The organism is Flavobacterium gawalongense, from assembly GCF_007097265.1.
Classification (GTDB): Bacteria; Bacteroidota; Bacteroidia; order Flavobacteriales; family Flavobacteriaceae; genus Flavobacterium; species Flavobacterium gawalongense.
In genome coordinates, this window is the sequence record NZ_VJZP01000001.1 from 125,664 (window position 1) to 149,258 (window position 23,595).

Below are 23,595 nucleotides of genomic sequence, written 5' to 3' on the forward strand. Positions count from 1 at the left end.
ACGCTATTATTCAAAATCAGAAAAATCCAACTGCTCATCATTTTCAATAGTCCTCGCAGCGATTTTTCCTATCAAACCATTAAAATGTTCGGCCACAATTTTTCCTGTTCCAGGTCGTTTTACCCAAATATTTTCTTTAGTAAATTTTTCTCCTTTTGTAACAGCAGCAATCGTACAAACCGTAGCAAAAGCAAAATCAATAGTAACCTGCTCTTCTTGGGCTGGTTCTTTTTTCCCACCTCGCATTTGCCAAATTTCTTTAGAAGAAACTATAAGTTCTGCACAAACATTCTCATCCATGCTGCATACAATATCGGGGCCGGTACGGTTCATGTGATCTGTAAAATGACGTTCCAAAATACTGGCTCCCAAAGCTGCAGCTCCCAAAGAGGCATTATTATTTAAGGTATGATCTGATAAACCAAAAACTTTATCGGGGAAAACTTGATGCATTTCCATCATGGCGCCCAAACGCACTAAATGTACTGGCGTAGGGTATAAATTGGTAGTATGCAACAAGGCGACCGGAATATTATGTTTGTCAAATATGGCAACTGCTTTTGTAATGCTTTCTATCGTATTCATTCCAGTACTTAAAATAATAGGCTTCCCAAAAGAAGTGATATGCTCCAACAACGGATAATTATTACATTCCCCTGAACCGATTTTGTATGCCGGAACATCAAATCGCTGTAAGCGATCTGCCGCCGCACGGGAAAAAGGAGTCGAAATAAAAATCATCCCCTTGCTTTCCACATAGTTTTTTAGTTCTAATTCATCAGATTCGTTGAGTGAACAACGTTCCATAATTTCATAAATAGAAACATCCGCATTACCAGGAATAACTTTTTTGGCCGCACCACTCATTTCATCTGCAACAATATGCGTTTGGTGTTTCACCATTTCAACACCGGCTCTGTGCGCTGCATCAACCATTTCTTTAGCCACTTGCAAAGACCCTTCATGATTGATGCCAATCTCGGCAATGACTAAAGGTGGAAAATCCAATCCTATTTTTCTGCCTGCTATTTCTATATATGGATTCATCAAACTAAGTTATGAGTTTTTGATATAAATATTCCGCATAATCAAAATCATCTTGAGTATCAATATCAATACTGGCAAAAATATGATTTACTACATAAGGGATGCTGTTTTCTGAAATAATTTTACCTTCTCTTATCAATCTTGATTTACTGATATACAACAAACCATTTTCAAAATAAAGCGGTTCCAAATCCTGACTGCGTTGCCCTATAATATAATTATAAGGTTCAAAACAATTGCTTGCTATCTTCCCTAATTTTTGATGATTTCTTGTAACGGTAAATAAACTATCCGAATCAGTCATTCGATACCTTTCAAAAGCTTCTTGAAGCAAGTTTTCAGGCCGCAAAGGATTTGTCGGTTGTAATAAAATTACATTTTCAACAGTACTATCTTCGATAACTTCCAGCGCATGCTGTAGTGCAGTCAATGTAGGTTCAAATTCCCCTGATAAATATTCCGGTCTGTCAATCACTTGCACCCCATATTCTTGTGCAATTTTTTTTATTCCCTCGTCATTTGTTGAAACATAAATAGCATCAATAATTTTACTATTGGCTTTAGCGTATAAAATACTGTGAACCAACAACGGAATAGCTCCTAATTTTAGGATATTCTTGTTGAGCAAACGTTTAGAACCGCCACGAGCTGGAATTATTGCGATAGTTTTCATTTGAAAATTTATAGATCTGTAAAAATACTTTTTTTTCTGGTTCGAGATAACGTTTATTAAAGTGCTTTTAAAATTAATAAGAACTTATTCCTAAATCCACTATCAAGGAGAATAGTTTCCATCAATCACAACACCTTTCATTTTCAAAATAAGTTCTAAGAAATAAAAAAATCAAGATTCAAATTACAGACTGGTCATTTTAAGATGCACTAGAGTGTTAGCTCAATAAAATTATTTTTTAACAACAAAGAAAGTTTGGGTATGTCCTTTTGATTCTGGTATAAATACAACTAATAATTGCAAAAAAAAATAATGCACTAACCCTTTTATATAATTAAATCCAAACGTAAATTTTGGAGCGATTAATCGTCCTATTGTTGCGACTTCAAGTATTTCGAAACCATTATTTTCAAGATGAAATTTAACCACATGGGGCAAAGGAACATAAACATGATGCTCAATTAAATGTTTGGGCTGAAATGCATATAAATTATTCTTGAAAAACAATGAAAATTTACTCTGTGCACTCAAAGGGTTGGGTGTAGTTAAAACCATGTATCCTCCTTTTTCTATATGATTTGATATATTCTTTATTCCCAATTCCGGATTCGAAAGATGCTCTAAGACTTCCATAAAAACTACAAAACCTGGCCTCTTCTTGTTTTCAGGAGCAGGGTTATTAAGATCCCAAATAGTTGATTCTTCAATTTTACTTATATAATCAAAAGGTTGCCATTGCAAATTAAATTTCTCGACAGTTGGCCTAAACCAACCATATCCAGAACCAATATCGCTGACTATTTTATTAGGTAATTTATTACTTACTTCGTTCAATTTGAGCTCTGCCCATTGTCCCCTATTTAAATCTTTATAATTTTTCATTCTATTTCTGATTATTTTCCAGTTGCCAATATATTTTAGTTTCGGGAAGTTTTTGATAGGCTTCATATTCCTCTTGAGTCAATCGGTTACTATTTATTACGATTTTCGGGATTGATCCCACCAAATCCATCAGTGCTAAACAAATGGCTTGCAAGGCCTTCAAATCACCCTTGAACACTTTTAGCTTGAACTGCATCCATAGGGAATAGGCTATTTTCTTTGGAATGATGGCAATGGGATAAAACAAGAAAAACAAATACCAACCTGCACGTAACGATCGTCTCAATCGAAGAATATAATCGGGGTTATTCCTTCTCGCTTTTACATCTACCCTATGATGAACCAAGACTTCAGGAAAATAATGGATTTCCCAATTTTTTTTAAACAATTGATAGGACGCAAATTCTTCCTCTCCATAAAAAACGAACCAAGCCGGGTAATTGGGAATGTCACGCCAAGCACACATTCTCCATATATGTGCGCAACCTATAAATCCTTGTACCTGATGTGATTTTTCGCAACACTCTGTTTTTATAGGCTCATCCAATCCCCAGAAAATACGCAAAGCAATCAAGCCACAATTGACATTTTCATCAAAATGAACTTTTATTGATTCCAATGGCCTTTCCGTAATAAAATGGGCATCATCATCTATGGAAACCGCAAATTCTGTTTTTGTTAAATTCAACAATCGATTTCTGCTAAAAATTAACCCTTCGCTTTTTGCGTTTTGAATGAGTTGAATAAAAGGATAATTTGCTTGTAAAAAACTTGTTGTGCCATCTGTTGAACCATCATCACAGATAATACAGATTACATCCTTCCTCTCCAACAAATGTTTTATTTTATCCAGGGTAAAAGCCAAAACGTTTTTACGATTTTTGGTAGTAATTAATATAGAGAAAGAGGCTTCTGTCATCATTGATTAATTCTTTGTAATAAAAAAAGAGAATATTTTCTTTATGATCATTTTCTTTAAACCATACCATTTACTATTGCTTTTTGAATTAAATAAATCCGGAGAGGGAGCTATTATTTCTATATTGTTTTCTGTGTTTTTTATGACATTAACATTAACTCCCTGTACATCAATCATCCATTTTTCTATTGTATTTCCCATATGGAAAGCGTAATTATTGTAGGTTGATAATCTCAGCTTGCCCGCCTTATCAATAGGCAAATCAACATAATTATGTTCTGAATTACTACCCACCAGTGTCAATGAGGGATTTGAAGGCGTAGTCTTAAATAAGACGTCCCTATCAACTGTTAAAACTTGGTGCCCGCTACCAATAACTGCCCTAACTCCTTTTTTTTCAACCACAGGCCAATTTTCATCTTCCCGGATATCTAAGTCCCAGTTTATACTTTCCAGATATTTATTATAGTTCACATAGTTTTCTGGTATTGAAACACACATATATTTTATTTTTCTCAACAATATTTGTTTCAATACCGAGCTTGTTCCAGCATACAAACCTGTTCGTACCGGTATTGGAGAAACAGAACCCACATTCGGAAAAACAGTAAAAACTTCTTCTACTTTTTCCTGCCAGCCCTTGACAAAAAGAATATCAGAGTCTGTAAGGGTAATATATTGCTCTCTTGCTCCTCTTGCAGCACCAATTAAAGCATCTATTTTACCGATATTCGTATTGTGTGAAATCAAGGTATCTATTTTCTTTTCTGCTAAATATAGATTTAAAAAATCGGATATTTTTTTATGGGAACCATTATTAACTATAGTCAAGGCAGCATTTGAATTTATTGTGGAGACCAATGAATCGATGCATAATTTAAAAACATCGAAAGAATCTTTGTAAAACCCTTCCTCATTAGGAATATATACCACAACCACCACTCTGTGATGTGTAGACAATTTTATTTTTCTTTCTTGTTTTTGGGGGTTGGATCCGACTCTCATTTATAATTAATTATATGACTATCCGTAACTAATACCAAGTTGTTTCTAATGCAGCAATCATAAGCCTATCCGATAGTTTGTCCCCAAAATATCTTCTGTTAAATTTGTAGCAGAACTCGTCAAGATAATTCTGTACATATTGTTGATTTACGCAATTATGATGGATGCCTAAAAGTACTTTCTTGGCATTACTGATTGTTCTGTTTACCCAAGGAAATACCTTTGCCGATTTTTGCTTGTTTGGTTCCACTACAACATAATGGTTTGTTATAACTTCTTTAAGTTTGGCATATCCAGTATAGCCATCAGACAATACAGATGCTGTTTTATCTACTGATTTCTCAACCTCTTTATTAATAGTTTCTGATTTTAAATCTTCCATAACTACCATTTTTAGATAACCAACTTTTCTGTTTGGCTTGCCTTTTTTTGGTGCGGCGATACTGGGTTCAGATTCAACCATCACCAATACTTTTGCTTGTCTTTCACTTCCACGGCCTCTTTTATTCTGGGTAGGTTCTTGACTATTTTCGCTGCCTTTTTCTTCAATAATATCTTTGTTGTCAACCCTTTCAAAGAATCCTTCATCAAATTCAATACAACCCTTTAATTGATATTTCTCATCACGTTTGCTCATCACTCGGCGTATTTTGTGCATCATAAACCAAATGGGCTCATAACGCTTGTGACCTAACATGCGTTGCATCTCTAATGCTGAAAAACTCTTTTTTGACAGAGTCATGAGTTCAATGCAAAGCATCCAATATTGAAATGGCAAATTGGTATTTTCCATGACAGTGCCTGAACGAAGACTGATACGACTACCACATTTTTTACATTGAAATTTCAAATCTGTCTTGCGAAAGTAATGCTCTGTGTGTTCACACTTTTTGCAGACAACTCCCATCTCAAGACGCTTTGCCTTAAACCCTTCAATGCAGGCAGATTCATCGGGGTATTTTTCAAAAAATTTACGCAGGTTCATAGCTAATCATTTATATGTTGGCACCTCAAATATACACTTTTTTTATTGTTGGTACGAGTAACGGATAGTCATAATTAATTATTTTTGATTGTCAATTAAAAACAGATTGCCTAAATCACCGCTAATTATTGACTTAGCAACCAGTCTATAATCTACTGATTTTAAATATTGTACAATTTCAGAATTAACATCATTTTGAATCGGTAAATCCGTTTCAATTAGAATCGCTTTTGGCCTGTATTTATCCCAATCATTTGATTTTAAAACTTCCAAATCAAAACCTTCAACATCTATATCAAAAAAATCCAATCGGTCATTTTCATCTAAAGCATTATCTAAAATTTCTTTTAAGGAATACAATGGTACTTTAATTTTATTCATAATTTTTGATTCCAACTGATGTTTTTTCAAAAAATCATTACTAAAAGTATTCATTGAACTTTCCTCTAACATATAATATTCTAAAGAAGTGTTTGGCTCCCCTATCCCAGCATTTATAAAATTATCTTTCGGTCTAAATTTATTGTATAATGATTTTAGTTCTGGATTTGGATCTATACAAATCCCCTTCCAATTTCTTAAATAAAAATAATAGGTGTTGGAAGTATTTATAGGATGCCATGATCCAACATCAACATAAACCCCAGGAACTTTATTATTAATTAACTTCATTAGTTGAATATCATCCCCTGTTTTAGAAAAACTAATATTGTAACGTTGTCGAATAAGTTCTCTAATTCTGTTTAGCATTTTTATTATAAAGATTAATATAGTTCAGTACTTATCCTTTTTTCGAACAAAACAATATCTAACATTTTTTTGAAATTTTCATCATCAAAATAATCCCCAAATGGATAAACGGGATTATTTGAATTCATTCTATTAATAATTAAATTTTCCAGTTTTAGCTTGATTTCTTCTTTATCATTACAATGAGCAGTATAACTATTATCTTGTATTAACCTTCTCATTTCACTTCTTTCTGGCGAAAGAGAGAGCAATAGTTTATTCAATGATGCTAAAAAGGGAGCTTTCCCTACTAAAATATTACTGTGTGTTGAACAATTTTCTAAAATTATTACTACATCCGATTGATGGATTTGTTCGTAAGAGGAGTTTGAAAAACTCAGTGTGTCTAAAACAAAAATATTTTCAATTTTAGAATATTTTTCTCTCAATCTTTTATTTTGCTGTCCATTTAATCGTAGAACTAGTTCCGTATTTTCCTTATAAAAAAAATTGTTTTCTATTAATTCTTGATAGGCATCTAAAAGAATATCTATATTCCTACCAAATTGAATCGCCCCATGATAGGAAATCGTTATTTCCTTGCTCTTTAGTCTTACTTTACTAGTATCTGAAAAATCAAAAACACTTTTATTATATTGATGTGGTAATGTATAAAATTTTTTGTTCGAGCCATACAAATGCTCCATATCCTCTGAGAGTAAACTTGCCGGGGCTATACAAATCTTTGCTTGTGTAACCACTTCATACATTTCTTTGAATCTAAAAAGTTCTAAGTTGGAAATCTTTTTTTTTGAGCCTGTGTCCCAAAAAACGGGATACGGATCATGAAAATTGATAATGGCTTTTTTAAGAATAGGCAAATCTTTAGCTCCTAAAATAGTCTCATATCCCAATCCTGAACTTCTAATAAAAATATGATCATATTTTTGATAATCAATTTTTCCTATATACAATCCATACACTTTATCAATATGCTTTTTACTCAATGAAACATGAAACAACCTCCAATAGATTTTATTAACCCATTTTGTAAAAAAAGGTATTTTTAAATTTAGAAGATGCGTTTCAATCGAATCAACGGGTAATAAATCCAATTGATCATCGCTAGGATGGTGCTTAAGATAAAGCACATTAATCACTGCATCTTGATAAGCTACTCTTAATTTTGACAAAAAAGAACGAGAGACAATACCTTCACTGGTTCCCGATACTCTTAAATCTTGAGCTATTACTAAAAACCTCATCATGCTTTACTTTTTTTTAAAATAGATTGTACCACTTTGCCCATAAAAATTAAATACTTTTTGAGATAACAATTTGAGATATATAACTTTGTAAAGAGAGTCCATAAATATATATTCTTTTTATTATCCAGAAAAGTTTTCTCCATTCTGGATAATAAAATTCCGCTTTGTTGTAAATCAAAAAAAAATTTTTTTTCATTTAGTAAATAATGATAGAATTTAAAAGAGGCTATATTCTTTTGTTTTAGATTATCGCCCTTAGATGTGATATTCAATTCGCTCCATCTAAAACAGACAACCGCTTCATTAATGGTATATATATAATTAAACCCTGAAAATTCTAAAATAGCCAAAACATCCGAATACCAAGCTAATGGCAAATCTTTAAATCTAATATTTAACAAAGTCGCTTTTCTAAAAATGAATTCACTCAAAGAACTTCTTGTACCTCCTTTGAATTTTCGCATCAAAAAATCAATAGATTTCTCTAATTTAGGATGCACGTGAATCACTGATAATTTTTCATTATTTTGGTCAATGACCACTGTTGCAAATCGAACCACATTAATTTCTTCTTGTTCAATTTCCTGAATATGAGCATAAAATGAGGATATACAATTATTTTCTAATATATCATCATCACCCAAAATCATAATCCATTCTTCATTAGTAGAAAGAGCAATACAACGTTCCCATTGCTTTACCAAAGAAACACCTCCTAGATTACTTTCAAAACGGCGATAAGTAAAATCAAATTGTCCTTTGAATTTTTCTAGTAAAAAAGTTGGATCTTCTGGACTAGCATCATCCCCAATATAAATATTAAACCGCTTATCAGTTTGATTGGATAACGAAAGTAATGTAGCTTCAAAAAAGATACGTTTATAGTATGGGATTATTATGGCGAGCATTACATGCGTAATTTATTAAATATTGCTTTAAACTTTACTTTCGCCTCTATGTAAAACAAATTTTGAAAATTATGAGAAGCATATTTTTCTATAAAATCATCTATTGAATTTGATTTCAAAAAATGTAACTCATTCCAAACTTCTGGAGCTACAGGATGAAAATTTTTATAATTTTTATAATTTTCTAAATTAATACTTTTCCAAAACTCATAATATTTAATGATATCAAAATCATCTCTATGTCCCCAATTCTTCATTTTCATCAATATCTCATCATCTGATCTTGCCCAAGATTGATGAATTACAGCTAAGAAAGTTTGATGATTTCTATTTTTTTTATTCTCTCTACAATAATCATAATAAGGAATATTAGTTATCAATGGAAAAGTTTCATTATTGTCAATATATAAAAATCCCTGAGGAAGTTGTTTAAATAATGTTATCCATTTAGCTCTAAACACAATAGGCGTTAATTTTGGAAAAATCAATAAATACCAATGACACTTCAAATATTTAACAATTTTTTTAAAATCATATACATATTCATCAACATCTATTTGAATTAACCAGCCCTTACCCATTTTTTTTGAAACTAAATTTCTTTCCCTTGTATCGCATTCAATTGGTGACAATTCCGGCAAATAAAAGATATCAAAGTAAAACTCAATTTTGTTTTTTATATCAAATCTTTTAACCTCTTCAAAAAATGATTCTGGTATCTGGAAAATATTACCACTCCAAGTTTTTCTTTCACTATCAATAGCAACAACAATCTTGTCAACATGATCATATAACTGCTTAACAGAAGTAATAAACAAACCATAATCATATGACAGCAAATAACTTACATTTATTTTCATTTCAATCTTTTTTTAGATACATAATAAATATAAAGTTTAAAATTATACCAAAATGATCTTTTGGGAAAGTTTACATGAAAATAACTTAGTTCCTTAGAGGTTATTCTAAAAAGTTCAGTATTTCTCATAAAACTATCAACTTTTTTTTCAAACAATTCCCCCCCATATTTCGGATATCTTTCAGACTCTAAATTTGTATGATTATAAATATTTTTTCTAAAGTATTCCGCTTTAATTAAGTAACATTGATCAGAAAAACCATAACCAACAAAAAAATTATCAATTTCATATTTAGACTCTTTCTTAGCCTCATCATATTTGTTATTCCAAACTGGATTAGCAACAACAAAATTATCTGCTTCTTCCAAATAACCTGTTGTTTTTTTAATCCAATCGAATTCAAATTTTCTGACAAATGAATCACTCGAAAAATGAAATAAATATTCCGTTTCACAGAAATATATTCCCATTAACTCCGCAATTGAATATTTATAACCGTCTTTAAATGATTCTGGACTCAAATCAAAATAACTCAAGACTGTAGATACGTTTTCTTCCACGACAACTATCCTATCAATAATCCCTTCTCTTATTTTTTTTTCAGCATACTTTCTTACTGCCGCAACATCCAATACATTGTTAATTACTAGCTGTTTACAATAAAAATTATGATTACAGTTATTAATCAATTTTTCCAAATAGTTTCCATACAGGACATATTTCCAATCATTTTCATAAACCTTTATTTCAAATGTAACCTTCATAAACAAATCTTTAAATTTCGCTAAGCAAACATACTTATCGTCATAACATTAATAGTCAATTTTATCACTAACCTGAGTTCGATTGTTAAAATATTGATTTTTAATAGTAATTTTAGTCTTGCAAGGTTTTTTTGACCTTGTAGGACTGATTGTAAATTTTATACCTACAAGGTCAAAAAAAGACCTTGCAGGATGCGTAATAAATAACAAATCATTTAATAAACAGTTTGTCACTTAAAAAATAATAATCGAACTCAGGTTACTATATTGTTGACAATTCTCCAGAGAGATTACTTATTAATGAACAAATTATTATAAAGAGTAGTAGAATAATTATTTTTTTAAATTAAAAATTTTAAAACCAAATAATTGAAAACACAACTCATTTAACAATACTTTTTCACTTTTCAGCTTACTATTTAATTCTCCGTTAATTCCTAACAATTCGTCATAATTAGACAGAAAAAAATCAATATGTTTCTTTGCAACGTACCGCTCTGAAAAATTTCTTTCTTCAAGATTGATTATCCTTGCCATCGATTTCTCTCTAATCCTATAATAAAATCCTACTTCATCTAAACACTTTACATCTCCACCATTTTTCAAAATCGCAATCCAAAATTCCCAATCTTCCAAACCATAAATCAAATTAATATCATATCCCCCAACCAACTCCCAATCTTTTTTTCTATACATAGCCGAACAAAAAATCATATTACGTCTTGCTAAATTTAAGATAAAAAATGGCGACAATTGCCAAATTCCAAATTCTTCTCCAAATTTCTCTGCCTGACAATAAACAACTTTAGTATCACTATTATTCTCAAATTCTTTCAGTGCAAGCGCAACATAATGAGATGCTATTTTATCATCAGCATCTAAAGGCAATATAAATTCACCTTTGGCATAAGAAATTCCGTAATTTCTCGCACTGCTCAATCCCCCATTTTCTTTTTTTAAATAAATAAACCGGTTGTCTTTGTGAATCCATTCTTGAGCTATTGCTTCTGTGTCATCCAGTGAACCATCATTTACAATAATGCATTCCCAATTCGGATATATTTGATCCAAAACCGATTGTAAACACTCATCCAAATATTGAGCTTGGTTGTAACAGGGAACCATAATAGAGACTTTAATCATAAAATAAACTCCTATATTTTTGTTGAAATGTATCTAAATCAAAATTATTCACAGCATATTCCCTTGCATTAATTGACAATCTACTATATAATTCTTTATTGGACGAAAGTAACAAAATTTTATTCAAGGCAAATTTTATAAATTCACTTTCTGAATTATCTACAGACAAATACCCATTCAAATCATTAATCACATGCTCAGAAACACTCCCTACATTTATCGAAATTACTGGAATCCCTAATTCCATAGCTTCCATAATGACCAAAGGAAAACCTTCTCGACTTGAAGGGATAATCAAAAGAGAAATTTCAGAAAATTCTTTTCTTACCAGTTCAGGACTATTACAGCCTTCAAAATATTTTACTTGTTTGTAATTTTCTTTAAAATCATTAAAATTATCTCCAATAACTTTTGCTTTTACATTTGAATTTTCAATACAGTTTACTAGTTCAAAAAAAACTTCAGGTCTTTTTTCTTTTGAATTTCTACCAACAAAACCAATTGTAAAATCATTAAATCTCGAAAAAATAGTATCTGACATAAATTCGCCAATTTGCACACCATTAGGAATTACTTTAAATCTATCTAAATAATTATCATCAATATTGTTCTCAGCATATAGTTGTTGGTAATCTTCTAGAGTTTTATTGTTTATTACGACTCTATTATCCAATAAATGAATATACTTTAATGATGTAATTTCCATGCCATGTTCTGGAAAAGAAAATGCATGAGTTAAATCAATAGTCGTAACATTATTTTTAATTTTTGAAAGAATTTGATAGTAAAAACCACTATTGCAACCAAATAAAGTAAGTGGCAGTAAATAGGAAATTATTTGAATTAAATAAATCAAAATTTTCTTTCTCTTTTGATTTGTCACAAAAAAACAATGTGCATTCTTTAGATATTCCTTCGATAAAACAGTACCATCTGTGCGGTCAAAAATAACAATAGGTTTATATTTTAAGGACTTAATTATTTCTAAATGCACCCGTTCCGCTCCACCGATATGATGATAAGGAATAAAAAACAATATTAACTTAAATCTTTTTTGCTTCACAATATATCTTTTTAATATTTCTACAATGAAAAGGTTATTTCTTTTTGGCAATGATTCCAATTGCGCAAGAAAAACATGAACTTTCATCTTTAGAATGGAAAAATATTTTTCTTATAAATGTTAAAAATCTTATTATATATTTTTTAAATAGTCTGTTTATTCTTTTTTCCTGCTCTACTTCAAACCATAGTATATAACCCCCAAAGTAACCGCTATAAATAATTTCAAAATCATTTTCAATTAATATTCTGTTCCAAGCTTCTAAATTCATCGAATCTAAATTATGTCTTTTATAATTTTTATAATCGAATAACATTCTTGGAATTCTTTGTAACAGTCCTCTAAAATTAGGCACTTCAATAATTAAATAACCATTGTCATTAATAAAATCAAAATGATTAATCATAGTCTTTTCCCAATTATGAAAATGTTCTATAAAGCCTAATGACATAACACAATCGTATTTATTATCTGGTGTAAACTCGAAAAAATCAGAATTATAGAATTGCCCTACTTTATATTTTTTTAACTTAAACATATCAGGTAATTTACTAACATCCTTGATATAGTCAACACCGTTTACTTCAACGCCTTGATCTCCAAAAATCGTAAGATATCTGCCAGGATAACATCCAATTTCAAAAACACTTTTTATCTTTTTAAAATCAATATAATTTGAAATCCATTTTTTTATCAAATCATTTGAATTTAATTCTATATTTATATTGCCATGTGCTTTAGTCCAATAATCTAAAGTCGTTAGATGTTTCATGTTTTACAAGTATTTTAGGTATTATAAATCCTCTTATAGGATTAATTAAAGAAATTTCTGGTGTTATTATTTGACACAAATTAGAGAGAATAATTTCATAATTGTGCAATTGATGTTTTCTAAAACCGATATCCATTGATAAAATTGTATCAGAAATTCCTGGGTTTAAGATTTTGAATTGGAATGTATCAATAAAAATTAATTTATTAATTAATTTACTTCCTTCAATTGAAAAATATTTTTTACCAAATAAATCATTCAATGAAATATCCATAATCAATCCTTTTTCAATATTAATATTATTTAAAGTTATTGTCAAATATTCATTAATGCCCCAAATATTATTGTTATTTTCAAAATCAAATTTTAATACAATTCTATCATTTTTTTGAACAATATTAATTGCAGTTTGATATTCTCTTAATATTTCTTTTGTTTTTCCATAACTTGTAATAAAACCTTTATCCATTAAAATACTATTATTACATAAATCTTGTATAGTTGTCAAATTATGACTCACGAACAAAACAGTCCTTCCTCCTTGACGAGAAATATCCCGCATCTTGCCAATCGCTTTTTTCTGGAACTCGGCATCACCCACGGCGAGAACCTCATCAATAACCAAGATTTCTGGTTCCAAAAAAGCAGCTACTGCAAAAGCCAAACGTACGGTCATCCCGCTACTATAGCGTTTTACCGGCGTGTCAATATAGCGCTCGCAACCAGAAAAATCAATAATTTCGTCTATTTTAGAGGCAATTTCTTTTTTGGTCATTCCCAGAATGGCACCATTCAGAAATATATTTTCACGACCAGTCATTTCGCCGTTGAATCCCGTCCCAACTTCGAGCAAAGAAGCCACACGGCCACCAAACTTGATGTTCCCTGTAGTGGGTGCAGTAACGCGGGATAATATCTTTAATAATGTCGATTTTCCTGCTCCGTTTTTGCCTATGATACCCAAAACCTCACCACGTTCCACTTCAAAATTGATATCCTGCAAGGCCCAAACATAATCACATGTTCCTTTGGTGCTTCGGTCATTGGTATCTCCAATTTTTAAATACGGATTTTCCTTACCGCGCACCTGATGCCACCAACGGTTCAGGTCATGACTCAGCGTGCCTGTCCCTACCTGTCCGAGGCGGTATTGCTTAGATATGTTTTCGGCTTTTAATATGATGTCTTTCAAGGGAGGTTTAATTGGTTATGTGTTGAAATGATTAATTGTTTAATTCGCAATATCAATAATAATTTCAATAGTAATGGCAATTTTAATAAAAATAAAAAAATAACAATAATTTCAATAACGATATAATCCTGAATCTGAAACCTGAAATCTGCTACCCGCCATCTGTTATCTAAAATTTGCTTAAAAAGCACCTTCTTATTAAAAAACAACAATAGCATCCATTTTTGGATTTTTAGATTATTACTATTATTATTATTATTATTCTAAATTTTTCGTATTCTGATTATCTGAAAGCTGTTTGAAATTTTCTTTACTCACAATTTTCTTACCTGACTTTTGTTCCAAATCCTTTCTCGCTTTTCCGGCTACACTTCCACCCGCTTTAGCTGCTTTATGGTTTTCAACAAACCCTTTGGCATTTTTATTTTTGGCTATTTCGGTAGTTGAAGCTTCGCCAAGCATTGTAAAAATCAATTCCAAGTCCGTCATGTGATCCCGAAGGTTGTCGGATGATTTTGTTAACCCTTTTAGTGTTTTATACTCACTTGGAATAATCCCAAATGTTGCTTTACTGATTTCGGCAGTTAAAATCGCATACTCTTTCCCTTCTTTAACGCCTCTTTGTTTCCATTCATTAGTGAGTTCATCACGGACTAAAATTCCACGTATGCGTTTTTCTATCCATTCATCGCTATAGCCTTTGGCTTTATAGGTGGCTCTAATGCGGGCTTGTGCCAACTCAGGATTTTCAATTTCGGCAATTCTTTCGGCTCCCACTTGTGCCAACCATTGTTTGAAAGGTTCCGCTTTTGGAGAAGGGATGGACTGGATTAATCTTAACACATCTTTATTGGTGCCTGCTAATGTTTTCCTTTTTACCCCTGATTTATTTATCATGGCTATCTGGGGACAATTTGTCCCTAGGAAACTACCAAGTTCAGCATCTCGTTTTCGAAGTTTTTTTAAATAGTCCGTCGGGTTGATTGAATTTGTGAGGACTTCAACAACATCTACAATTGAAAAATACCATTTATTTCTTTCCTCATCATAGTAAGAACGTATTGCTGCTGTCTCAAATAATTTTAAATCACTCATCATTATTTAGCTTTTCATATTTATTAAATCTTCGATAATCATTAGTTGTCGACAAACTGTCGATAACTCGTAACCCGATATTTTTTCTCGTTTTTTCATCCGATACCAATAATCTTTTGGATCCGAACTATCTGTTAAAACACTAACTACATCAACAACAACAAAAAACCACTCTTGTTCTTTCTCGTCCCATTGACTTCTAATTTGTTTACTTTCGAATAATTTTATTTGGCTCATTTTAAATATAATCAAATTATAATTTTATCTTTATAAAACTCTTCCAATCTACAAAAGTATTCCAATTTGTGCCAAACATTGTTTGAAAGATTCCGCTTTTGGAGAAGGAATGAATTGTATGAGACGAAGAATTGTTTCAGTATCAGCTGTGTCCGTTTGTCGGTTTTTACCATCCTCTACTATCATTTTCAAGTGTACGATTTTATCGTACACTTGACTTCCTTCTTTGATTAACTTCTTTTTTAAGTCGCTCCAATACCTTTTGGGAACTGTACTTTCGGTTAATACTTCAATAATATCTGTAACTAAAAAACACCATTTCTCTTCTTGCTCATTCCAAGCAGACCGAACTTTTTTTCCTCAAACAGAAAACGTATCTATAACTTTAACTTATCTCATTATTTTCTATAGACACAGCTATAATTTTTTTAAAATTTTATTACTTCTCCCAAAAAAAAAATTCACAACAGCAATATACTCATAATCTCGCCACGTTCCACTTCAAAATTAATATCCTGTAATGCCCAAACATAATTGCTCGTTCCTTTGGTACTGCGGTCGTTAGTGTCACCTATTTTTTAATACGGATTTTCCTTACCACGCACCTGATGCCACCAACGGTTCAGGTCATGACTCAGCGTGCCTGTCCCTACCTGCCCCAAGCGGTATGGCGCCGGAGATGTTTTCGGCTTTAAGGATGATGTCTTTCAATGGAGGTTTAATGGGTTAATCGTGTAATTGTTTATTTGGTTATGTGTTGAAATTGCCATTATTATTGAAATTGCTATTGCTATTGAAATTCTTTTTTATAGGCTCTCAAGTTAAACAGTTAAACGTTTGAAATCTGAACGCTGTTATTTAGCCGTGTTTTTCTGTTTTGCTTTTCGTACCGATTTTTTAATTTCCGGATTAGCCAAAGTCAATTTTTGTTGTTTAAAAAAGTCACTTAAGCTTTTTTCTTCTTCAATTGTCAATGAACCCTCTCCTCCAATGAAATCTACTTCTAATTCTATTATTTTTATCTTACGCATCATTTCTATCTTTAGTTGGTATTTGTGGCTATATTCTAAAATAAACAGCATTTTGATTACAGTAATTTTGTTTCTTGGCAGTTGGTCTGCGTGAGGGATTGTAGTGGAGCTCTTTTTTTATTTGTTGCCTGAGCTTGTCGAAGGCAACGAATAAAAAAAAGCGGGAACGGAAAGCCCGACCCGTAGTTTTTACGGAGGGTCACGCCCAAATAAAAATGCTGTTATTTGTAGAATTAAGCGCTTTACACTACTATCATCAAATGGATGTTGCCTTTAAAAACAAAAAACACACCCCCTAACCCCCTCTCAAGAGGGGAATTCGACCCTGCTAACATTAAACCTTTAGTGGTTTTTTATGTAAATAAGTCGAAATAATGTATTGCCTTTTGCAAATCATGTTTTACAAATGGTCTATATACCATCTTCCATTTCATAATTTTTGTTCCAATTCATCTAGCAACAAATCAAAATCTTTCACTTCATCTGGATTTTGCATGTAATCATTTAATCGAGAATCAAGTACTATTTTTGTTTCGTCCGAAAGTTCAATTTTATTTTGTTGTTTGGGCAAAATAATAACTTCAACACTGCTGGCATCAAAATCATCAGGAAGCACAATGGTAAAAGTATGGTTTTTTACCTCAACAAATTGTCGTATCGCATTCATTTTTGCTTTTTTTAGTTTATAAACAAATGTAACAAATAGTTTTATTTTACAGTCGATTTACAACCTAAAAAAGCAATAGTTAATCAGTATTGGGAATTACTATCTTGAAATGAGACCAGCTCAATTGTCGCCACAGCGTAGCGACATTTTTTATGTCAGAAAATTGAGTAGCAAATTGTATCATTCTGCGCAAGTTTTTCTCTTCGTAGGAACGGCCATACTCGATTGTCAATTGTCGTGACAGTGTAGCGACAATTTGTTTCCCGTATTCAGCTCTCTGATTGTCCAGTATTTCGGAATTTATACTGTTTCCAATTTTCCAATACATTGTGGCAACATTTGACGTGATAATTTTACTTACCGTTTCTTTTGTTTGATAGATGATTGACCTAATATCGGATAGTAGTACATCTTCGCCATGTTTTAATCCATTTTTCATTCTACATTTTTTCTCGAAAAGTTGCTCTTACCTATTTTTAATACTTGACAAATCAGTTTCTAAAGTTTGCCAGATGTTATACCTGTTGAAAATGGTTAATTGGTTAATCGTGTAATTGTTTATTTGTTTAATTCGCAATATCAATACTAATTTCAATAGTAATGGCAATTTCAATAAAAATAAAAAATAACAATAATTTCAATAGCGATATAATCCTGAATCTGAAATCTGCTGCCTAATCACTGAACACCTAATGACATTTGCCAAATTTAAGGAAGCTATTTCAATTATTCAATATTTTTGTGTCCTGATTTTCAAAACTACTTACAGTATCAATTAATGCAATTAGTGCTGTAGTATAATCGGCCATAAAGTGCGGTATATTTAGCAATCCATCTCGGTAGGATAGGTTTTTTAAGGAATATTTTATTCGAAGGGGAGGACTGTATTTTTTGGCATAAAACGTTAAACTACGGCTTCTTACATTCTCATCCGATTTTACTTCGATAGGGATGATTTCATTTTTTGATTGAATAATAAAATCAACCTCGGCTTCATTCCCCGATGTCCAATAGCGGGGCATTACCTCAAATTGAGGAATAAGACTTTGTAAAATATAGTTTTCCAAAAGGGCTCCTTTAAATTCAACAAACAGTCTGTTCCCCTCCGTAAATGCAATGGGATCAAGTTTAGACTGTTTGCGCAATATCCCAACATCGAAAACATAAATTTTGTAAGCGCTCAAATCATCATAGGCAGATAAAGGCAGTTTTGGAATTTTACACAAATGAATACGATACACTAATCCAGCTTGTTCTAACCAGCGTATAGCATCCTCATACTCTCTTGCTCTTGCCCCGGGTTTCACCAATTGATAGACAAATTTTTTATTTTCTCGGCCAAGTTGAGAAGGAAGAGAATGCCATACATAACTAATTTTGGCTATATCTTTCATAACAGGATGTTTGGCAAAATCAAGTTCGTAGGAACGAATTAAGTCGTTCAGAACCGCATCAGCTTGCCCAAAATCTTTGGTCTCCAAAAATGTTAAAGCTACAGCTGGCAGACCGCCTGTGATTAAATATTTTTTAAAATTGTCCTTGATTGACGAAAAAAAGAGATCTGGTATGGGTTCTATTTTTTTAATCCCTTTTAAATAGGTTCCTAATTTAGGGTCGCATTGGTCCAAAAACTCCGTAAATCCAAGTGGATAAAGCGTCAGAAACTGAACCTTCCCTACCGGAAAAGAATGCGCTTTTCCAAGTGAAATACCCAATAAAGAGCCGGCGCTAATAACATATACTTGAGGTAAATTTTCGAAAAAATATTTAAGGGTGTTTAAAGCGGGGAGGCATTCTTGAATTTCATCAAAAATAACCAATGTATCAGAGTCAATTTCCCCTCCATGAACAATGGATAAATTTTCCAAAATTCGATGGACGTCTTTTGTGTTTTCAAAAAATTGCGTGAGCTCGGGTTTTTCATCAAAATTAAAATAGGCCATCTTTTTAAAGTGGTGCGTTCCTAACCATTTCATTAAGTAGGTTTTCCCAACCTGTCGTGCACCATTTAGAATCAATGGCTTATGATTTGGCGCAGTACTCCACCGGATTAAATCGGCCTCTAAGGTTCTTTTGAATGCAATTCCCACTATTTAATATGTTTTATGTGTTTTTAATCACAAATATAGCACTAATTATGTGATTATTGATGTCTGACGATTAAAAAAATCCTGTCCTCTGTAAAAAAAAGCAATGTTTAATACAATGTCAAACCCGAAAACTGCCATCTGAAACCTGTTATCTGAAATCATTTACCTACCTTCCGAAACCTGATTACCGATCACTATTTTTTTGATTGTTGAATGATGATTGCTCCCCCAGTTCGCACTTTCAGGCTCGGGTAACGATTTTTGATTGCAATAGTTTTAAAAACTGAATAACTGTAACCGCATACTGACCACTACTCCCTAAACCGTATCTATAAAACTCTTCTCCATCTTATTAAAAACCAACAATCCCACAAAAAACACAATTACCGTTACTAAGAACGTATAGCCTAATCCTGAAATAGAAATATGACCAACATTCAGCAACATATAGCGTGTGGTTTCTATCACATAAGCCAACGGATTATATTGAACCAACCAACTATAATTGGGGATTTTTTCCTTGATTAATGCCATGGGATACATTACGGCCGATACATACATCAGTAATTGTACGCCAAAACTGATGAGATAACTAAAATCCCTGTATTTGGTAACCAAGGACGAAATAAACATTCCCAATCCCAACCCTAAAATACCCATCAAGGCAATTAGTAAAGGAAAAAAAAGGGTCGTTCCATTTAAGCTAATCCCTGCACCCTGAGAGTAATAATAAATATAAAAAGCAATAAATATCAGAAATTGAATTCCAAATTTAAGCAAATTAGAGATAACTATAGAAAGAGGCATAATAATTCTAGGAAAATAGACTTTGCCAAAAATAGCTGCATTTCTTTTGAAGGTGTCCGAGGTATCGTTGAGGCAAGCAGTAAAATAATTCCAAACCGTAATTCCGGCCAAGTTAAACAAAAACGGAGGTACTGTTCCCGTATCAATTCCTGCCACGTTGTTAAAAATAATGGTAAAAGTAATAGAAGTAAACAAAGGTTGAATCAGGTACCAGAGGGGTCCTAAAACAGTTTGCTTATAAACAGTCACCACATCTCTCTTCACAAAAAGCATCAGCAAATCACGGTATTGCCAAACCTCTTTAAGATTAAGAGAAAAGAATTTATTTTTGGGTGTTATTTCAAACAGCCAAGTGGTATTTGTATGTTCGGGTTGGCTCATGGGTTTGTACTAAAATCCTAGTGTTGATTTTGTCTTCTCGAGCCCTTCGGCTTCGCTCAGGACAGGCTGCAGTCGAGCGCACTTTTCTTTATTCGTTAAATACTATCATTACGAAGCAAATATAAATAATTTGCTCTTGGTATTGCATTAAAAATCGCTTGACAGATTAATTCTTTTTCGAATTAGCTTTTATTCATTTAATGCAATCGATCTGAACTACGATTAGAAAAATAAACTTAAAGCACCTTGCTAATTTAAAGAATCGTTATCAAAGAAAATCACCATCATCCTTCCGTTCAAATTGTTTTATATTATAAAAAATTATCTGTCCTAAACGATACAGGAATAATAAAAATACAACTTTTACGGATTACATTCCCGATATTCTATAACTTTTAAGGATTACATTCCTGATATTCTATAACTTTTAGGGATTTAGAACTACAAACAAACTCCTAAATATAAAAATGCAATAGGCCTATCACATTTTCACAATCTTTACTTATGTAAAAAAACCAGATAAAAAAGGGAGCGGGAATATAGAATTAATTTTGAATTGGATTAAAATATATAACAGAACACTGTTATAAAAGGAATAAATATAATTTAACGTAAGTTAAAAATGAGTAACTTTAATACACTCTAAAATAACATACAAATCATTCACTTTAAAACAGATACATTACATAAAACAAATCTGAAAATAATCATGAACAATCAAAACGTTAGCCAAAAATTGATTAGCAGTCATCTTCTTTCAGGTGAAATGAAGCCTGGAAGCGAAATTGGATTAAAGATAGATCATGTGCTGCAACAAGACGCTACCGGAACCTTAATCATGCTTGAATTAGAAGCTTTTCAATTAGAAAGAGCCAAAGCTGAAGTCGCTGTTCAATATGTGGATCATAATCTACTGCAGACCGATTACAAAAATATGGACGATCATCTTTTTCTGCAATCGGCTGCTGCCCGCTTTGGGTATTGGTTTAGTAGACCGGGGAACGGAATTAGTCATGCCGTACATATGGAAAGATTTGGCAAACCCGGCAGTACGCTGTTAGGTTCTGACAGTCATACCTGCGCAGGGGGTGGTATCGGAATGCTGGCCATCGGTACCGGCGGATTGGATGTGGCTCTTGCAGCTGCCGGCGAACCGTATTTTGTGAAGATGCCAAAAATAATGGGGATTAAGCTTACAGGCAAATTACCGGATTGGGTCAGTGCAAAAGATGTGATTTTAGAAATGTTAAGACGGTATGATGTAAATGGCGGACGCGGATATATTTTAGAATATTATGGCCCCGGACTCCAATACCTTAGCGCTTGGGATCGGCATGTTATTGCCAACATGGGTGCCGAAATGGGTGCCACTTCTTCGGTATTCCCTTCTGATGAAATCACAAAAGAGTTTCTTCGAAAAGAAGGACGGAAAGACCAATGGATGGGACTAAAAGCAGATGAAGGAGCTGCTTATGATCATGATGAAGAAATTAATTTATCTGAATTAGAACCTTTAATCGCAATTCCTAGTAGCCCCGGTAACGTAGTCCCGGTCAGAGAAGTGAGTGGCAAACCTGTATCGCAGGTTGTATTAGGTTCTTCAGCCAATCCGGGGCTGCGTGATTTCTGGATTGTTTCCCAAATTGTAAAAGGACAATTTTCATCTCCGGAGGTTTCTTTTGATGTCAACCCTTCCACCCGTCAGATATTACAAAATCTGACAGAAATGGGGGCTCTTGCTTCCTTGATTGCTGCCGGTGCCCGCGTTCATCAATCAGGTTGCATGGGTTGTATTGGTATGGGGCAGGCACCAGCTACCAATAGCATCAGTCTCCGAACAATGCCTCGTAATTTCCCGGGACGTTCCGGAACGCTTGATGATCAGGTATACCTTTGTAGTCCGGAAACTGCCGCCGCCGCTGCACTCACAGGAAAGATTACTGACCCAAGAGATCTCGAAAAACAATTTAATATTACTTATCCAAAATGGAAAGAACCGGACATCATTAATGTGAATCAGCAAATGCTGATTCCTCCCAATGGAAAATCGGTTGAATTGATCAAAGGCCCGAATATTAAAACGCTCCCCGAGTTTGGCGAACTTCCTGACGAATTAGAAATCCCCATTCTTTTAAAAATGGGAGATGACATTTCTACAGATGAAATATTAAAAGCGGGTGCAGATGTATTGCCGTTACGCTCTAATATTCCTGAAATCAGCAAATATTCTTATTATGTGATTGACCAGCACTTTTACGATCGGGCTATAGAAAACCAAAACAAGCACAATGGTTTTTGTGTGGTAGCAGGCGAAAATTACGCACAGGGCTCCAGCAGAGAGCATGCAGCATTGGCCCCAAGATATTTAGGCCAACTATTTACCATTTCAAAATCGTATGCCCGAATTGGTTGGCAGAACCTGATTAACTTTGGTATTATCCCTTTTGAATTCCAAAATAAAGATGATTTTGACAAACTGGAACAGGGTGATGTACTAAGAATCGAAGGACTGAGATCAGCAATAAAAAACAGGAAAGTTTTGAATGCAAAAGTAATTGGAAAGCAAATGGAAATTCCGCTCGTCTTGAATATAAGTGACCGGCAAATTGAAGTAATCTTAAAGGGTGGTGCTATAAATTATGTAAAGGATAAGAAACGCATCAATCTGTGAAAAACTTAAAAAAGATTTAAAATATACTTTCAACGTTTTAGCAATAACAACGAACAAGATTTAACAGACCAGGAAATAATTTACCCGACACACTTTTGCGACGACTGTAACACTCACAAATGGTGTTCCCATAGAAAGCGTGAGCAAAATGTTGGGACATAAAAATATATGACTATCCGTAATACGGACTAAAATCATTTCGAATATAATTTTCGTCGTTTGTACATTTATAAAGCATAAATATTAGCCCACAGATTGTACAGATTATACCGATTTACACGGATTTTTTTACTTGGTGAATCAAACAAATTTAAATCTGTGTTAATTTGTTCAATCCGTGTTATCTGTGTGTCCTATTTTATCCTTTGGAACATATTGCGGACTGTCATATAAAAATATTAGAACC

Annotated in this window: 23 protein-coding genes and 3 pseudogenes; 2 read left to right on the forward strand and 24 right to left on the reverse strand. The window is 32.8% G+C overall.

From position 1 onward, the window contains the following. Positions 1 to 6: 6 nt before the first annotated feature. From FNW38_RS00580 to FNW38_RS00695, 24 genes and pseudogenes are all read right to left on the reverse strand, one after another. A complete protein-coding gene (locus tag FNW38_RS00580) occupies positions 7 to 1,047 on the reverse strand; it encodes an N-acetylneuraminate synthase family protein (protein ID WP_144064423.1) in 1,041 nt (346 codons plus the stop codon). A gap of 4 nt (positions 1,048 to 1,051) precedes the next feature. Then, positions 1,052 to 1,720, reverse strand: a complete 669-nt coding sequence (locus FNW38_RS00585; RefSeq protein ID WP_144064422.1) for an acylneuraminate cytidylyltransferase family protein — start codon at positions 1,718 to 1,720, stop codon at positions 1,052 to 1,054. Positions 1,721 to 1,951: 231 nt separating this feature from the next. After that, positions 1,952 to 2,602, reverse strand: a complete 651-nt coding sequence (locus FNW38_RS00590; RefSeq protein ID WP_185963056.1) for a methyltransferase domain-containing protein — start codon at positions 2,600 to 2,602, stop codon at positions 1,952 to 1,954. Position 2,603: 1 nt separating this feature from the next. Next, entirely contained in the window at positions 2,604 to 3,524 is a 921-nt protein-coding gene (locus FNW38_RS00595) for a glycosyltransferase (protein ID WP_144064420.1), read from the reverse strand. 3 nt (positions 3,525 to 3,527) lie between these two features. Further along, complete coding sequence (locus tag FNW38_RS00600; RefSeq protein ID WP_144064419.1) at positions 3,528 to 4,526, reverse strand: glycosyltransferase family A protein; 999 nt, start codon at positions 4,524 to 4,526, stop codon at positions 3,528 to 3,530. 28 nt (positions 4,527 to 4,554) lie between these two features. Then, complete coding sequence (locus FNW38_RS00605; protein WP_144064418.1) at positions 4,555 to 5,511, reverse strand: IS1595 family transposase; 957 nt, start codon at positions 5,509 to 5,511, stop codon at positions 4,555 to 4,557. Positions 5,512 to 5,589: 78 nt separating this feature from the next. After that, positions 5,590 to 6,261 (reverse strand): FkbM family methyltransferase, encoded by a 672-nt coding sequence (locus FNW38_RS00610; RefSeq protein WP_144064417.1) that lies wholly within the window; start codon positions 6,259 to 6,261, stop codon positions 5,590 to 5,592. A 14-nt stretch (positions 6,262 to 6,275) separates the two neighbouring features. Beyond that, the gene (locus FNW38_RS00615; RefSeq protein WP_144064416.1) at positions 6,276 to 7,508 is read right to left on the reverse strand and encodes a glycosyltransferase family protein; all 1,233 of its coding nucleotides are present in this window, start codon (positions 7,506 to 7,508) and stop codon (positions 6,276 to 6,278) included. Beyond that, a complete protein-coding gene (locus tag FNW38_RS00620; RefSeq protein WP_144064415.1) occupies positions 7,505 to 8,416 on the reverse strand; it encodes a glycosyltransferase family 2 protein in 912 nt (303 codons plus the stop codon). Before FNW38_RS00620 ends, FNW38_RS00615 begins: the two co-directional genes overlap by 4 nt. Then, a complete protein-coding gene (locus FNW38_RS00625; protein ID WP_144064414.1) occupies positions 8,416 to 9,276 on the reverse strand; it encodes a hypothetical protein in 861 nt (286 codons plus the stop codon). The genes FNW38_RS00620 and FNW38_RS00625 overlap by 1 nt, the downstream gene beginning before the upstream one ends. After that, positions 9,273 to 10,040 (reverse strand): hypothetical protein, encoded by a 768-nt coding sequence (locus FNW38_RS00630; protein ID WP_185963057.1) that lies wholly within the window; start codon positions 10,038 to 10,040, stop codon positions 9,273 to 9,275. Before FNW38_RS00630 ends, FNW38_RS00625 begins: the two co-directional genes overlap by 4 nt. A gap of 333 nt (positions 10,041 to 10,373) precedes the next feature. After that, a complete protein-coding gene (locus FNW38_RS00635) occupies positions 10,374 to 11,165 on the reverse strand; it encodes a glycosyltransferase family 2 protein (RefSeq protein WP_235890118.1) in 792 nt (263 codons plus the stop codon). A gap of 10 nt (positions 11,166 to 11,175) precedes the next feature. After that, positions 11,176 to 12,246, reverse strand: a complete 1,071-nt coding sequence (locus FNW38_RS00640) for a glycosyltransferase family 4 protein (RefSeq protein ID WP_185963058.1) — start codon at positions 12,244 to 12,246, stop codon at positions 11,176 to 11,178. Positions 12,247 to 12,280: 34 nt separating this feature from the next. After that, the gene (locus tag FNW38_RS00645; protein ID WP_144064411.1) at positions 12,281 to 13,018 is read right to left on the reverse strand and encodes a class I SAM-dependent methyltransferase; all 738 of its coding nucleotides are present in this window, start codon (positions 13,016 to 13,018) and stop codon (positions 12,281 to 12,283) included. Continuing rightward, on the reverse strand, positions 12,984 to 14,210 hold the full coding sequence (locus FNW38_RS17650) for an ABC transporter ATP-binding protein (protein ID WP_235890119.1): 1,227 nt from the start codon (positions 14,208 to 14,210) through the stop codon (positions 12,984 to 12,986). Before FNW38_RS17650 ends, FNW38_RS00645 begins: the two co-directional genes overlap by 35 nt. Before the next feature lie 258 nt (positions 14,211 to 14,468). Then, the gene (locus FNW38_RS00655) at positions 14,469 to 15,308 is read right to left on the reverse strand and encodes a BRO family protein (protein ID WP_143385771.1); all 840 of its coding nucleotides are present in this window, start codon (positions 15,306 to 15,308) and stop codon (positions 14,469 to 14,471) included. Between the two features lie 3 nt (positions 15,309 to 15,311). Further along, positions 15,312 to 15,542, reverse strand: a complete 231-nt coding sequence (locus tag FNW38_RS00660) for a hypothetical protein (protein WP_143385770.1) — start codon at positions 15,540 to 15,542, stop codon at positions 15,312 to 15,314. A 48-nt stretch (positions 15,543 to 15,590) separates the two neighbouring features. Then, positions 15,591 to 15,884 (reverse strand): annotated as a pseudogene (locus FNW38_RS00665) (BRO family protein); the annotation flags it as partial. A gap of 128 nt (positions 15,885 to 16,012) precedes the next feature. After that, positions 16,013 to 16,253: pseudogene (locus tag FNW38_RS17655) on the reverse strand (ABC transporter ATP-binding protein); the annotation flags it as partial. Positions 16,254 to 16,396: 143 nt separating this feature from the next. Then, positions 16,397 to 16,624, reverse strand: coding sequence for a hypothetical protein (locus FNW38_RS00675; RefSeq protein ID WP_143385769.1), 228 nt, complete (start codon positions 16,622 to 16,624; stop codon positions 16,397 to 16,399). 379 nt (positions 16,625 to 17,003) lie between these two features. Continuing rightward, positions 17,004 to 17,240, reverse strand: coding sequence for a hypothetical protein (locus FNW38_RS00680; protein WP_143385768.1), 237 nt, complete (start codon positions 17,238 to 17,240; stop codon positions 17,004 to 17,006). A 79-nt stretch (positions 17,241 to 17,319) separates the two neighbouring features. Further along, positions 17,320 to 17,679, reverse strand: coding sequence for a DUF1016 N-terminal domain-containing protein (locus FNW38_RS00685; protein ID WP_143385767.1), 360 nt, complete (start codon positions 17,677 to 17,679; stop codon positions 17,320 to 17,322). A gap of 283 nt (positions 17,680 to 17,962) precedes the next feature. Continuing rightward, complete coding sequence (locus tag FNW38_RS00690) at positions 17,963 to 19,330, reverse strand: ATP-binding protein (RefSeq protein WP_218043684.1); 1,368 nt, start codon at positions 19,328 to 19,330, stop codon at positions 17,963 to 17,965. Between the two features lie 318 nt (positions 19,331 to 19,648). Beyond that, entirely contained in the window at positions 19,649 to 20,518 is an 870-nt protein-coding gene (locus FNW38_RS00695) for an ABC transporter permease (protein ID WP_143385766.1), read from the reverse strand. 709 nt (positions 20,519 to 21,227) lie between these two features. Here FNW38_RS00695 and FNW38_RS00700 point away from each other — a divergent pair. Then, entirely contained in the window at positions 21,228 to 23,189 is a 1,962-nt protein-coding gene (locus FNW38_RS00700; RefSeq protein ID WP_143385765.1) for an aconitate hydratase, read from the forward strand. A gap of 85 nt (positions 23,190 to 23,274) precedes the next feature. Next, a pseudogene (locus FNW38_RS18035) lies at positions 23,275 to 23,358 on the forward strand (tyrosine-type recombinase/integrase); the annotation flags it as partial. Positions 23,359 to 23,595 lie beyond the last annotated feature (237 nt).

Coding starts and splice junctions, on each gene's coding strand:
- FNW38_RS00580 (WP_144064423.1), bottom strand. CDS start 1,047: ATGAATCCATATATAGAAATAGCAGGCAGAAAAATAGGATTGGATTTT.
- FNW38_RS00585 (WP_144064422.1), bottom strand. CDS start 1,720: ATGAAAACTATCGCAATAATTCCAGCTCGTGGCGGTTCTAAACGTTTG.
- FNW38_RS00590 (WP_185963056.1), bottom strand. CDS start 2,602: ATGAAAAATTATAAAGATTTAAATAGGGGACAATGGGCAGAGCTCAAA.
- FNW38_RS00595 (WP_144064420.1), bottom strand. CDS start 3,524: ATGATGACAGAAGCCTCTTTCTCTATATTAATTACTACCAAAAATCGT.
- FNW38_RS00600 (WP_144064419.1), bottom strand. CDS start 4,526: ATGAGAGTCGGATCCAACCCCCAAAAACAAGAAAGAAAAATAAAATTG.
- FNW38_RS00605 (WP_144064418.1), bottom strand. CDS start 5,511: ATGAACCTGCGTAAATTTTTTGAAAAATACCCCGATGAATCTGCCTGC.
- FNW38_RS00610 (WP_144064417.1), bottom strand. CDS start 6,261: ATGCTAAACAGAATTAGAGAACTTATTCGACAACGTTACAATATTAGT.
- FNW38_RS00615 (WP_144064416.1), bottom strand. CDS start 7,508: ATGATGAGGTTTTTAGTAATAGCTCAAGATTTAAGAGTATCGGGAACC.
- FNW38_RS00620 (WP_144064415.1), bottom strand. CDS start 8,416: ATGCTCGCCATAATAATCCCATACTATAAACGTATCTTTTTTGAAGCT.
- FNW38_RS00625 (WP_144064414.1), bottom strand. CDS start 9,276: ATGAAAATAAATGTAAGTTATTTGCTGTCATATGATTATGGTTTGTTT.
- FNW38_RS00630 (WP_185963057.1), bottom strand. CDS start 10,040: ATGAAGGTTACATTTGAAATAAAGGTTTATGAAAATGATTGGAAATAT.
- FNW38_RS00635 (WP_235890118.1), bottom strand. CDS start 11,165: ATGGTTCCCTGTTACAACCAAGCTCAATATTTGGATGAGTGTTTACAA.
- FNW38_RS00645 (WP_144064411.1), bottom strand. CDS start 13,018: ATGAAACATCTAACGACTTTAGATTATTGGACTAAAGCACATGGCAAT.
- FNW38_RS00655 (WP_143385771.1), bottom strand. CDS start 15,308: ATGATGAGTGATTTAAAATTATTTGAGACAGCAGCAATACGTTCTTAC.
- FNW38_RS00660 (WP_143385770.1), bottom strand. CDS start 15,542: ATGAGCCAAATAAAATTATTCGAAAGTAAACAAATTAGAAGTCAATGG.
- FNW38_RS00675 (WP_143385769.1), bottom strand. CDS start 16,624: ATGCTGTTTATTTTAGAATATAGCCACAAATACCAACTAAAGATAGAA.
- FNW38_RS00680 (WP_143385768.1), bottom strand. CDS start 17,240: ATGAATGCGATACGACAATTTGTTGAGGTAAAAAACCATACTTTTACC.
- FNW38_RS00685 (WP_143385767.1), bottom strand. CDS start 17,679: ATGAAAAATGGATTAAAACATGGCGAAGATGTACTACTATCCGATATT.
- FNW38_RS00695 (WP_143385766.1), bottom strand. CDS start 20,518: ATGAGCCAACCCGAACATACAAATACCACTTGGCTGTTTGAAATAACA.
- FNW38_RS00700 (WP_143385765.1), top strand. CDS start 21,228: ATGAACAATCAAAACGTTAGCCAAAAATTGATTAGCAGTCATCTTCTT.